Source organism: Brevundimonas sp. (assembly GCF_046295075.1).
Lineage (GTDB): Bacteria > Pseudomonadota > Alphaproteobacteria > Caulobacterales > Caulobacteraceae > Brevundimonas.
The window spans coordinates 59,278-71,564 of sequence record NZ_JBKBOC010000010.1; the positions used below are offsets into that span (position 1 = coordinate 59,278).

The 12,287-nt window shown below is 64.1% G+C and carries 12 protein-coding genes; 3 read left to right on the forward strand and 9 right to left on the reverse strand.

Features of this window, described 5'->3' with window-relative positions; translation table 11 throughout:
• Positions 1-150 precede the first annotated feature (150 nt).
• Entirely contained in the window at positions 151-1,530 is a 1,380-nt protein-coding gene (locus ACK4MH_RS09660; protein WP_409717442.1) for a hypothetical protein, read from the reverse strand.
• 74 nt (positions 1,531-1,604) lie between these two features.
• Entirely contained in the window at positions 1,605-2,915 is a 1,311-nt protein-coding gene (locus tag ACK4MH_RS09665) for a glycosyltransferase family 4 protein (protein ID WP_409717444.1), read from the reverse strand.
• 157 nt (positions 2,916-3,072) lie between these two features.
• Here ACK4MH_RS09665 and argB point away from each other — a divergent pair, with 157 nt between their 5' ends.
• From argB to dapD, 3 genes are read left to right on the forward strand one after another with little or no spacing between them, the layout of a single operon-like run.
• Positions 3,073-4,002 carry an acetylglutamate kinase gene (gene argB / locus ACK4MH_RS09670; RefSeq protein WP_135194182.1) on the forward strand — a complete coding sequence of 310 codons (930 nt, stop codon included), beginning with the start codon at positions 3,073-3,075 and terminating at the stop codon, positions 4,000-4,002.
• Positions 3,999-4,673 carry a pyrimidine 5'-nucleotidase gene (locus ACK4MH_RS09675; RefSeq protein WP_409717447.1) on the forward strand — a complete coding sequence of 225 codons (675 nt, stop codon included), beginning with the start codon at positions 3,999-4,001 and terminating at the stop codon, positions 4,671-4,673. The genes argB and ACK4MH_RS09675 overlap by 4 nt, the downstream gene beginning before the upstream one ends.
• Positions 4,670-5,539 (forward strand): 2,3,4,5-tetrahydropyridine-2,6-dicarboxylate N-succinyltransferase, encoded by an 870-nt coding sequence (gene dapD, locus ACK4MH_RS09680; protein ID WP_409717449.1) that lies wholly within the window; start codon positions 4,670-4,672, stop codon positions 5,537-5,539. The genes ACK4MH_RS09675 and dapD overlap by 4 nt, the downstream gene beginning before the upstream one ends.
• Here dapD and ACK4MH_RS09685 read toward each other — a convergent pair whose 3' ends face one another.
• The 7 genes from ACK4MH_RS09685 to ACK4MH_RS09715 all read right to left on the reverse strand — a co-directional run bounded on the left by ACK4MH_RS09685 (position 5,540) and on the right by ACK4MH_RS09715 (position 12,235).
• Positions 5,540-6,892 (reverse strand): sensor histidine kinase, encoded by a 1,353-nt coding sequence (locus ACK4MH_RS09685; protein ID WP_409717451.1) that lies wholly within the window; start codon positions 6,890-6,892, stop codon positions 5,540-5,542.
• Between the two features lie 152 nt (positions 6,893-7,044).
• On the reverse strand, positions 7,045-7,545 hold the full coding sequence (locus ACK4MH_RS09690; protein WP_409717453.1) for a ferritin-like domain-containing protein: 501 nt from the start codon (positions 7,543-7,545) through the stop codon (positions 7,045-7,047).
• Between the two features lie 105 nt (positions 7,546-7,650).
• Positions 7,651-8,640, reverse strand: coding sequence for a UDP-glucose 4-epimerase GalE (galE, locus tag ACK4MH_RS09695; RefSeq protein ID WP_409717454.1), 990 nt, complete (start codon positions 8,638-8,640; stop codon positions 7,651-7,653).
• A gap of 96 nt (positions 8,641-8,736) precedes the next feature.
• Positions 8,737-10,674, reverse strand: coding sequence for a threonine--tRNA ligase (gene thrS / locus ACK4MH_RS09700; protein ID WP_409717456.1), 1,938 nt, complete (start codon positions 10,672-10,674; stop codon positions 8,737-8,739).
• A 3-nt stretch (positions 10,675-10,677) separates the two neighbouring features.
• Positions 10,678-10,908: a membrane protein insertion efficiency factor YidD gene (gene yidD, locus ACK4MH_RS09705; protein WP_292024213.1), complete on the reverse strand. Its 231-nt coding sequence runs from the start codon at positions 10,906-10,908 to the stop codon at positions 10,678-10,680.
• 78 nt (positions 10,909-10,986) lie between these two features.
• On the reverse strand, positions 10,987-11,442 hold the full coding sequence (locus ACK4MH_RS09710; protein WP_409717459.1) for an iron-sulfur cluster assembly scaffold protein: 456 nt from the start codon (positions 11,440-11,442) through the stop codon (positions 10,987-10,989).
• A gap of 64 nt (positions 11,443-11,506) precedes the next feature.
• Positions 11,507-12,235, reverse strand: a complete 729-nt coding sequence (locus ACK4MH_RS09715; RefSeq protein WP_409717461.1) for a hypothetical protein — start codon at positions 12,233-12,235, stop codon at positions 11,507-11,509.
• Between the last annotated feature and the right edge of the window lie 52 nt (positions 12,236-12,287).

The following is a 12,287-nucleotide window of genomic DNA, read 5'->3' on the forward strand; positions in this document are numbered from 1 at the left end:
AGCGCTGATATGCTGCATGCGCCCTACCGTCTCGATCAGTCGAGACTCAGATGTTGGTTTTATAGAGCAATAAGTTGCGTGGCGGCATCGCTTTTGGCGAAGCGTCTGACGGGTGTACGGCGGGAGCGTGAATAGACGGTCGCTCGGGCGTCAGTCCCGCCGACGATCCGTTTCCGTTTGGGTCAAAGATTTCCATACTGTCCGCATGGGTTGTCGGGCCAACAGGATGCGTAGCTCATCAAAAGCCTTGGCGACCAGCTCATGCTGAGTCGTTTTGTCGCGGACGGTTGCTTCAAGCTTGCTCACGATCAGCGCTCGATCCTTAGCCGCTTGCCGCGCGGCTTCCAGCAATGCGGTGATCCGACTTTCAGCGTTCTCATTCTGAGCCGCAGACTCAAGTCGAAGCCGTCGATGCGCGTCTGTCAGATCAAGGTGCGCGGTCTCCAACGCGGAAACTTGTGCGATGAGGAGCTCTCGAATGTCCTCATCTTGAGCGATGCGTTGCCTAGACGCTTCGGATTGGAGGTGAAGGCTTGAAAGCGCTTGTTGTTGGTCTGCAATTATTCTTTCGCTGTCGATCAAGGAGGCGTTCAGGGACGTGACCTGATCCTGGGTGCGTAAGACTTCGCCTTGGGCGAAACTAAGTTCGGCTTCACGCGTCAGAGACATGTGGGCGTTCCAAAGAATGGAGCCTAGGGCGCCGCCGTAGAGATCGCTCGCGATTTCGAACCGTTCTGAAAGGTCGTCGAGTTCCCGCCATGTTTCAGCAGTGTCGTCTTGCGCCAATTTCAGCATCAGGCCGAAGGCCTCGCCTGCCCAAGGATGACTGTGGCTGTCTTCATCGCCGATCGCGCGTTGACGCCTGAGATCGGGGTGGATGAAATCATCCACCGCCGCAGCCTCTGCGCCGTCTAGCGGCGGTGAGCGCCAGCCGAGCGTGTTCTCCATTCGCGCGATTTCCCCGCGCCAGTCGGACATGAATGTCGTCCACGGGGAAATTATGCGTGGCTTTCCTCTCGTCGCGCGTTCTGCCTCCAGAACGTGGCGTAGCCACAGGATCAAGCCTTCGGCGATGCTGAAGCCATTGCGGGCGTCCAGCGAGCGCGCGACCTCCACAGGCGAGCGAATCGGAAGGATATAAAGTGCTTTATATCCTGCGCCCTCTAGGGCAGGCTCCCAGAAGGACCACAGCCGGCAGCAGCGGGGATCCTTGATGACGATCGTGTCCGCGTCGCCGAATTCATCTGTCAGCGTGGCGCGGATGTCGGCATGGAAGGCCAGTCGGGCCGCTTCGGAAATCTTGCGCTCGTCGAACCGCCGCCAGTCGTTCCACCAAGACTCCCCCGCCTGGAGAATGCGATCGTTTAGCTGGATGATTTCCCAGCTTTCCCAAAATCCCCTTGGATTGTCGTCGCTAGGGGCCAGCAAGGTTTTTGGCGGCTCTGCGCCTAGCATAGCTAGAGCTCCCGCCACCGACGAGGTGCCGCTGCGATGCATGCCGAGCACAACCAAGGCCGTCTTGTTTGTCATTCGGTCACCCCAACCTCACGCGTGGAAAGGGCTTTAGGCTTCAATCGACGCTTTCGTCCAGCTTCAAGGGACAATCATTGCAGCTTGGAATACATCCCATTTAATCTTTCCGCGTAGGCTTCAGTGCTGAATTTTGCGGCTTGCAGAATGCCTTTGTGGGTCAGTTCGGCAACTAGGTCGTCGTCGGCATCCAGTGCGCGGATGCCCATCTTAATAGAGTCCACACTTTCAGCTTCGACGGCGATCGCCGCATCGCCCGCCACTTCGGGCAACGCCCCGCTTCTGGAGGTCAACACCGCCGTCCCGAGCGCCATGGCTTCCAGAACGGGCAAGCCAAACCCCTCGTAGAGCGATGGGAACAACAAGGCTCGAGCTCCTCGGATCAGGTCGACCAGGCTTGATTGCGTCAGGTAGTCATAGACTCGAATGCGCTGGTTTTCCTCACTCCCCCTTCCCAAGGCCTGCTTCAGGAGAGCGGTCTCGTCTTCCTGGAGCCAGCCGCGGCCGCCTACAACGACCAACGGGCGTTTTGAACCTGAAGCCAGATAAGCCTCTACGATGCGACCCAGGTTCTTCTTTGGCTCAATGGCGCCGAAGTGGATGAAGTAGTTTTCCCACTCCAGCCCGAAGACGCCCTCCAAATTTGACGCGACCTCGGCAATGGGGCGTGACGTATAAAGCGGTGGCATAGACAAGGTTTGGTAGGTGTTCGTAACCCGCTCCGGCGACACCCCGAGCAACGCGATCACGTCTTGCCGGGTGGCTTCGGACACGACGGCGATATGGTCAGCGTGACGTGCGACTTGGTTATGAAGTGCGATGAACGCCTTGCGATCCGTGGTGGTGGTGTGTGGTGCTTTCAGGGGTATGAGATCGTGGATTGTGTAGATGTTGGCGCACCCAGGCGCATGCAGCGCCATGGGGATCGTCCAGTGCATGATATCCGGCTTGGGCCTGTCGAGGGTGACATCAAAACTCAAAGGTATTGATCGGCCGTGGTCGCGGAACGTCCGCCCTGCACGGTGAAAGAGGTTGTCGCCGGCCCAAAGCGCATCAACATCTGGCATTCCGCCCCTCGCCTCCGGCCACAAAACTTCGCCTGAAATGTCGATCGGCCAGACCTTAGCTCCAAATGAGCCAATGCGTTTTTCGAGACGCCGCTCCACCCTTTGAACAAGGGATCGCTTCTGCGAAGCCGCCGCGGGGCCGACCAAGTTTGTCTCATTGATGAGGTTTGAACGGCTACGTGGAACGGCTGGGCCGAACACCGCCTCCGTTCGCATGCCCAGCGCTTTTCCAGCTTCAAGCAGCGAACGACCATAGGTGGCGATCCCGGTCCCGCGCGCAAGTGCGAGGTTATAGCCGTCGATGCAAAGCGTTTTCATGTCTCGGCTTTAAGGCGTCTGGACCAGGAGAAGCAATCGAAGCGAAAGGCCAGACGCAAGTTGGGGGAATGTCTGCCATGCGAGGTGGCCGTTCTGAGAAGACCTTTACTCCTTCCCGCGTGACACCGCCCCCATCGCCCGCTATCTCGCGCGCGTGATGAACGAAACAGAACGCCAGTCCGAGGAACGCAGCTGGGAGACGGCGAAGACGCTCGCCGAGGCCTTGCCGTATATTCAGGTCTATGACCGCGAGACCGTGGTCATCAAATACGGCGGCCACGCGATGGGCGAGAGCGCCGTGGCGCGTCAGTTCGCGGCCGATGTCGTGCTGCTGAAGCTGATGGGGGTGAACCCGGTCGTGGTGCACGGCGGCGGGCCGCAGATCAGCGCCATGCTGGAAAAGGCGGGGGTGAAGTCCAGCTTCGTCGATGGGCTGCGAGTCACGGATCCGGCGACGATGGAAGTCGCCGAAATGGTCCTGTCGGGCGCGGTGAACAAAGAGATCGCCCACTGGATCACCATGGCCGGCAAGGAGGCGGACGTGCGCGGCGTCGGTCTGTCGGGCAAGGACGCCGGTCTGCTGACGGTCGAGAAGACGCGCCGGACCAAGCGCGATCCCGACAGCATGATCGAGCACGAGGTCGACCTGGGCTATGTCGGCGAACCGACCAAGGTGGATCCCAAGCTGATCAAGGGGCTGATCGCGTCGGAGACCGAGGACTGGGTTCCGGTCATCGCTCCGATCGGTGTCGCCGAGGACGGCCAGACCTACAACGTCAACGCCGATACGGTGGCGGGCGCCATCGCCGGATCGCTGAACGCCAAGCGGATGCTGCTGCTGACCGACGTGCCGGGGGTCAAGGGCGCGGACGGCGACATCATCCGCCAGATGACGCTGGAAGAAGCGCAGGCCCTGATCGACAGCGGCGTCGCCCACGGCGGCATGATCCCCAAGCTGGAGACGGCCATGGCGGCCGTGCGTGCGGGCGTCGAGGCGGTTGTCATTCTGGACGGTCGTCGGCCGCACGCCATGCTGGTCGAGCTATTCACCGAATTCGGCGCGGGCACTCTGGTGAAGGCGTCTTGAGCGATCCCCATTCTGCATCCCTTGGGCATGTGCGGGCCTGGGTGTTCGACATGGACGACACCCTGTATCCGCGCGAGCAGGGGCTGATGCGGCTGGTGCAGGCGCGGATCAACGCCTTCGTGGTCGAGGCCGTGGGGCTGGATCCCGAGGCGGCGGCGGCGATGCAGCGTCAGTTCCTGGACGAGCACGGCACCACCCTGGCCGGTCTGATGGCCAACTATGCCGTCGATACCGAGCGTTTCCTGCATGAGGTGCACGACGTGCCTCTGGATGGGGTCGAACCCAATCCGCGTTTGGCGGAACGGCTGAAAATCCTGCCCGGCCGCTGCTACGTCTTCACCAATGGTGCGCGCGACTATGCGCATCGGGTGCTGGAGCGGATCGGGATCGCCGACTGTTTCGCGGACGTCTTCGCCATCGAGGATGGCGATCTGACGCCCAAGCCCAATCCCGCCACCTTCCGCCGGATGCTGGAACGGTTCGAGATCGATCCGCACCAGGCCGCCTTCTTCGAGGACACGCCCAAGAACCTGGAGCCGGCCAAGGCGCTGGGCATGGCCACGGTCCTGATCGGCGACGGCCACGGCAAGCCGCTGGGCGACCACATCGACCATATGGCCCCCGACCTTCTCGACTTTCTCTCCGACCTGACCTTCAAGGACGCCGCATGACCGATCTGTCGCATCTCGAATCCGTCGTCGAGGCCGCCTGGGAACAGCGCGCCGAGGTGTCCGCCGCCACCCACGGCGAAGTTCGCGACGCCGTCGAAACGGCCCTGGCCCTGCTGGATTCCGGCCAGGCGCGCGTCGCCTCGCGCGGCGAGGACGGCGTCTGGACCACGCATCAGTGGCTGAAGAAGGCGGTGCTGCTGTCCTTCCGCCTGAACGACAACCAGATCATGCGCGCCGGCCCTGCGTCCGTCATGCCGTTGTCTGCGGATCATCCTGCGGCCGTCGGACCCTTCTGGGACAAGGTGCCCAACAAGTTCGGCGACTGGACGGCGGCGGATTATCAATCGGCGGGCTTCCGTTCGGTGCCCGGCGCCATCGTTCGTCACGGGGCCCACATCGCCAGGAATGTCGTCCTGATGCCGTCGTTCGTGAACATCGGCGCCTTCGTCGATGAGGGGTCGATGGTCGACGCCTGGGCCACGGTCGGCTCGTGCGCCCAGATCGGCAAGAACGTCCACCTGTCGGGCGGGGCGGGCATCGGCGGCGTGCTGGAGCCGTTGCAGGCCAATCCGACCATCATCGAGGACGGGTGTTTCATCGGCGCTCGGGCCGAGGTCGCCGAGGGGGTGATCGTGCGCGAGGGCGCGGTCCTGGCCATGGGCGTCTATCTGTCGGGCTCGACCAAGATCGTGGACCGGGCGACGGGCGAAGTCTTCCGTGGCGAGGTGCCGGCCTATTCGGTCGTGGTGCCGGGCGCGCTGCCTGATCCCAACGGCGGGCCGTCGCTGTACTGCGCCGTCATCGTCAAGCGCGTCGATGCCCAGACGCGGGCCAAGACCGGCGTCAACGAACTGCTGCGCGATTGATCAGGCGGCGACGCGAGCGGCTTCGACCGGGGCCGCTTCGATCGAAGGCGCGTCGAAGGTGGCGTGAAGGGTGAAGGTCGATCCTTGGCCGGGGATCGACGTCACCGTGATCTCGCCGTCCATCAGAACGGCCAGGCGCTGGCAGATGCTGAGGCCCAGGCCGGTGCCGCCGAACTTGCGTGTGGACGACCCGTCCACCTGGGAGAAGGGCGGGAACAGGCGCGACATATCGTCAGACGCGATGCCGATGCCGGAATCGACGACGCTGATCCCCAGGGCGGTACAGCCATCGGCGCGCGGTTCGCTTTCGACGATCAGACGAACCTCGCCTTGCGGCGTGAACTTGATCGCATTGGCCAGAAGGTTGTGCGTGACCTGGGCCAGGCGCAGCGGGTCCATCTTCAGAACGGGCGGAAGATCGCCTCGGATCTCGGTCGCGAAAGTCAGGCCGCGCGCCTCGGCTTGGGCCTTGAACGGCCCGGTCAGCCGGGTCAGCAAGGTGTCGGTCTCGATGTCGGCGATGTCGAGTTCCATCTTGCCGGACTCGATCTTGGTGATGTCCAGGATGTCGTTCAGTAGCACCATCAGACCTTCGCCCGAGTTGCGGATTACGCCGACGAACTCCTTCTGACGGTCGCTGAGTTCGGACATCTGAAGCAGTTGCGCCGCGCCCAACACCCCGTTCATCGGCGTGCGCAGCTCGTGCGAGATGACGCCCAAAAAGTTGGACTTGGCGGCGCTGGCGGCGTCGGCCCGGTCGCGCGCCGTCTCCAGCTCTGCGATCAGTTCGGCCTGACGGCGGTTCACGGCCTCAAGGTCGCCGTCCTTCATCTGGGTGATAGCCACCTTGATGACCAGAGCCAGGGCAAGGACAGGGACCGTGCTGAGTACGACCCAGAAGCCCGGCGTGCCCCAAAGATGGGCGAACAGGATCGCCACCACGATGGAATAGGGGGCGGAGGCGATCAGGGCCTCGCGCGGGGCCGCCCGCATCTGGGTGAAGACCAGGACATAGCCGGCGATAAGCAAGGCGACGCCAAGCGGCACGCCGTAGGCTCCGCCATGGAGGAAGGCCAGCAGGGGCGCGGCCGCCCAGGCGAAGCACGAAATGGTGGCGGCCGCCAGCTTGATCCGCCCGTGCATCGCGGCGTCCGACATGACCAGACCGCGCTCCACGAAGGTTCGCAGCAAACCCGAAAGCGTCGCCGCGACGAACCAGGCGGCGGCTGTCTTGAAGTCGGTGACGGTGAAAAGGGCGACCGCCCAACTGGCGATGATCCAGTACCGCATATGCCCGGCTTCGATCAGATATTGCAGAAAGGTCCGGTCTCGGGCGGTCTTTGGGTGCGTCATCGTCAGGGTCTCTAGGGCCGATGACGCAACTTCGGTCACTGTCGCCTAAGATACGGTGAACGCTGACTTTTGTAGAGGTGCTGTGTCCGGTTCCGGACGCAAGGCTTGAGAAGAAAGAGGCGGAGGCGGTCGCGGACCGCCTCCGGTCTGTATCAGGCGGCCGTCTTCATGGCGGCGGCGTTGACGGCGGCGTCGGCAATGCCGGTCAGGTCTTCGTCGGTCTGGGATTCCTCCTGCAACGTCTCGTCCAGCAGGGCGGCGGCGTCCTTCATCCCCAGCACCAGAGCCCAGCGCTTCAGCGTGCCGTAGCGGGTGATCTCATAGTGCTCGACCGCCTGGGCGGCGGCCAGCAGGCCGGCGTCGAGGGCCGGGGTGTCCTTATATTCTTCCATGATTTCATCGCCCTCGGCCAGAATGCCTTCGATGGCGTCGCAGGTCTTTCCGCGCGGGGCCTTGCCGATCAGCTCAAAGACCTGTTGCAGGCGTTCGATCTGGCCTTCGGTCTGGTCCTTGTGCTTTTCGAAGGCGGCCTTCAGCTCGGGCGATTGCGCCGCGCGGGCCATCTTGGGCAGGGACTTCAGGATCTTGCGCTCGGCGTAATAGATGTCCTTGAGCGTGTCGTGGAACAGGGTGTCGAGGGTTTTCTCGGCCATGGTCGTGTCTCGCTATTTGTGATGGAGCGCAGGCGCGCACCCCATCACAAGCGATCTTTCAGGTTTGCGTTCCTCTGTTCGGTTTCGTGCGCAGGCTGCGAAGACCTAGACCTCAAGCGCCTCCCGCTCGGCGGCATGCCAGCGCCAGGCGGTGCGAACGATGTCGTCCAACGTCCGCGTCGGCCGCCAGCCGAGAACCTCGCGCGCACGGCTGTTGTCGGCCACCAGACAGGGGGCGTCGCCGGGTCGGCGCGGCGCGGTCTCGACGGGGAAGGGCCGGTTGGTCGTGCGGCGGATGGTGTCGATCAGTTCCCTGACCGTCGTGCCCGTACCGGTGCCCAGGTTGAAGACCGTCGTCTCGCCGCTGTCGAGCAGGTATTTCAGCGCCCGTACATGGGCGTCGGCCAGATCCATGACATGGACATAGTCACGCACCGCCGTGCCGTCGCGGGTGTCGTAGTCGTCGCCGAACAGCTTGAACCCCTGACGCTGGCCCAGCGCCGTCTGGAGCGCCAGCGGAATGGCGTGGGTCTCGGGGTGGTGGCGCTCGCCGATCCGGCCGTCTTCGTCGGCGCCGGCGGCGTTGAAGTAGCGCAGGCAGACCGAGCGGAAGCCGGCATAGGTCGAATAGTCGGCCAAGGCCTGTTCGACCATCAGCTTGGAGCGGCCATAAGGGTTCAGCGGCGTCTGGGGATGGGCCTCGTCCATCGGCAGATAGACGGGGTCGCCATAGGTGGCGCAGGTCGAGGAGAAGACCATCGCCCCGATCCCGCCGCGCCGCGCCGCCTCGATCAGGGTCAGGGCGCCGACGACATTGTTGTCGTAGAAGCGGCCCGGCGCCTTGACCGATTCCCCGACCTCGATCAGGGCGGCGAAATGCAGGATGGCGACAGGCCTGTGTCTGGCGATCACGGCATCCAGACGGGCTGCGTCGCGGATGTCGCCGATCTCAAGGTCGCCCCACTGGACGAAGGCCGCATGACCGTTCGACAGATTGTCATAGACCACCGGCGTGAAACCGGCCTGAGACAGGGCGAGGCAGGCGTGCGAACCCACATAGCCGGCGCCGCCCGTGACCAAGATGGTGCTGGGCATGCCCGCTTTCCCCTTAGACCCTTGTCGGCACAGACACGGGAGCGTGCTGAAGCCTGACGCCCCATCCTAGGCGACAATCGCCGCGAAGGCGCGGCCTCAATCGGCCGCCTGGTCTCGCTTCAGATCCGGCGGGGTCGCCTCGTCGGCCAGGATGCGGATCGCCTCCTCGACCGTGACCACCGTCTGGGCCTGGGAGCCCAGGCGGCGGATGGCGACCAGGCCTTGCTCGGCTTCCTGACGGCCGACGACGGCGATGACCGGGACCTTGCCGACCGAGTGTTCGCGCACCTTGTAGCCGACCTTCTCGTTGCGCAGGTCGATCTCGGTGCGCAGGCCGGCGGCCTTGAACCGGGCCATCACGTCGCGGGCGTAGTCATCGGCGTCCGAGGTGATGGTGGCCACCACGGCCTGGGTCGGGGCGAGCCACAGGGGGAAGGCGCCGGCGTAGTTCTCGATCATGATGCCGATGAACCGCTCGAACGAGCCCAGGATCGCGCGGTGCAGCATGACCGGCCGGTGCTTCTGGCCATCCTCGGCGATATAGGTTGCGTCCAGACGCTCGGGCAGGACGTAGTCCAGCTGGATCGTGCCGCAGGTCCATTCGCGGCCGATGGCGTCCTTGACGATGAAGTCCAGCTTGGGCGCGTAGAAGGCGCCGTCGCCCTCCGTGACGACGGGTTCGGTCCCGGCGGCGCGGGCGGCCTCGGCCATCAGGGCCTCGGCCTTGTCCCAGAACTCGTCCGAACCGGCGCGGTTCTCGGGGCGGGTGCCCAGGCTGATGTAGGCGGTCTCCATGCCCAGGTCGGCGTGGACGCTACGGGCCAGTTTGATGAACTCGGCCGTTTCCTCGACGATCTGGTCCTCGCGGCAGAAGATGTGGGCGTCGTCCTGGGTGAAACCGCGCACCCGCATCAGCCCGTGCAGCGACCCCGACGGCTCATAGCGGTGGCAGGCGCCGAACTCGGCCATGCGCAGCGGCAGTTCGCGATAGGACCGCTGGCCCTGGTCGAAGATCTGGACGTGGCCCGGGCAGTTCATCGGCTTGAGGCTCAGCTCCTCGCCCTCGACCGTCTCGCAGACGAACATGTTGGGCCGGTACTTGTCCCAGTGGCCGCTCTGTTCCCAGAATTTGCGGTCCAGCACCTGGGGCGTCTTGACCTCGACATAGCCGGCGGCGTCCAGGCGGCGGCGCATATAGGCCTCCAGCACGCGCCACAGGACCCAACCCTTGGGGTGCCAGAAGACCATGCCCCGGCCCTCTTCCTGCATGTGGAAGAGCTCCATCGCCTTGCCGACCTTGCGGTGGTCGCGCTTCTCTGCCTCTTCCAGACGCTGCAGGTGGGCGTCCAGGTCCTCCTTGGTCGCCCAGGCGGTGCCGTAGATGCGTTGCAGCTGCTCGCGCTTGCTGTCGCCCCGCCAGTAGGCGCCGGCCAGCTTGGTCAGTTTGAACGCCTTGCCGACGTGGCGGGTCGAGGGGAAGTGCGGCCCCCGGCACAGGTCGATCCAGTCGCCCTGCTTATAGAGGGTGATGGTCTCGGTGCCCGGCAGGTCGCGGATCAGCTCGGCCTTGAACTTCTCGCCGCGCGCCTCGAAGAATTTGATCGCCTCGTCGCGGTCCCAGACCTCGCGCTCGAACTTGGCGTCGCGATCGACGATCCGGCCCATTTCCTTCTCGATGGCGGCGAAGTCATCGGTCGAGAACGGCTCCTCACGGAAAAAGTCGTAATAGAAGCCGTCCTCGATGGCCGGGCCGATCGTGACCTGGGTGCCGGGGAACAGGGTCTGGACCGCCTCGGCCAGGACGTGGGCCGTGTCGTGGCGGATCGTATAGAGGGCGGCGGGATCGTCGCGCATGATCAGGCGGAAGTCGCCGCCCGTCTCCAGCACCCGGCCCATGTCGCGCTGTTCGCCGTTCAGCTCGGCCAGCACGGCCTTCTTGGCCAGCGACGGCGAGATCGAGGTCGCGACGTCGCGCGCCGTGGAGCCTTCGGGATATTGGCGCACAGCGCCGTCGGGGAATTTCAGGTCGATCATGTGTCAGTCTTTTATTGGCGGCACCGGGTCGTATCCCGACCCGCCGAAGGGATGGCATTTACAGAGGCGACGCACGGTGAGCCATCCCCCCTTGACCGGTCCGTGCTGGATCAGGGCGTCGCGCCCATAGTCCGAACAGGTCGGAAGGAACCGGCACTGCTGGCCGATCAGGGGGGACAGTGTCAGCTTGTAGCCCCGATGGGCCGCGCGGACGCCGCGTTCATAGAGAGACATATGTCCCTTCGCCGGGGGCTGGATGGGTTCGCCGCGCTTATCCCCCGTCATCGCAGGGGGATCAACCGGTCGTGCCCGTCAGGCCGCGCCGGCGAGACGCGTTCGGGCGGTCAGGGCGTTATCGACCGCCTCCAGCGTCGCCTCGATGGAGACCAGAGTCGAGGCGTGGCGGGCCGGATAGTCGGCGACCTGTTTCAGCAGGCGCAGGTCCTCGAACCGGCCGGTCGGGCCTTCGCCGCCGGATTTCAGCATGGCGGACATGGCGTCGCGAGCGTCCTGGAGTTCATCGATCGAAGCGCCGATCACAGACTGGCCCATCACCCCGGCGGCGGCCTGACCCAGGGCGCAGGCCTTCACGTCCTGAGCGAAGCCGGCGACGCGACCTTGGTCGTCCAGCGTCACATCGACCGTCGCCCGCGACCCGCACAGCTTCGCCACCCGCTCGCCGGTGCCTTCGGGCGCGGGAAGACGACCTGCGTGCGGCAGGTTGGCCGCCAGCGTCAGAATGCGCGTGCTGTAGAGGTCGTCGATCATGGGGCGAAGATAGGGAGCGAGACCGCGAGGGGGAAGCGCGCATCGTCGGCGCCGCTCGGGAAGTTCACATCAATGACCGGCGCAGGGGTTTGAGCAGTTCGACGGTCTGCTTGACTTCGGCGATGCCGTGACCGCCGAGTTGAATCATCTTCATACTGTCGGGCAGGGCGGCGCAGACGCTCTCCAGAACTATATCCCCAGCCTTCAGGACCGATTTCGCACGCCGACTTCGGAACAGCTCCGAGACGATTCCAAAGGGTCTGGCGCCGTTCTTCGCCTGATCCCAGCGACGCCGTTCTGCTTCGCTTCCGGGAACGGTGAGATTTGGGGAATGCAAACCCGAACGGGCGGCCAGATAGTAATAGGCGGCGATCTTGAAACGTGCGGCTTCGTCGGTCAGGCCTGCTGCGGTGAGGTTCTGACGAAATCGAGGCGAGGGCTCCGCGACCGCTTGGAGCAGCCGGTCGAAGTCGGCTGCACACTGTTGTCGCCACGCCGCCGCAGCGAGTTCGCGCAGCATTTCGCTTTGCAGCGTATGGGGTTGCGTCAACAGGTGTTCGAGAACGTTCCGCAAATGCCCCAGCGCACCGTAAAGAAGCCGAAGATCGGACGGCATCTCTGGCGGCCAGTCGAGATCAAGGTCGGCATCGATCAAACGTTCTTGGGCCCATGTCTCGGCGCGTCGGCGCTCACCGATTTTGCTCGACAGCCATAAAATGAGCCAGAGAACGGCGATGACGATCAGCAGGGCGACGAAGAGCGCCGACCATTCCAGCGTGCCGTATCCGGTCATGATGAAGGCCTCAATATTAATTGATCGTCGTTATATCACGGCGACGCGCCTT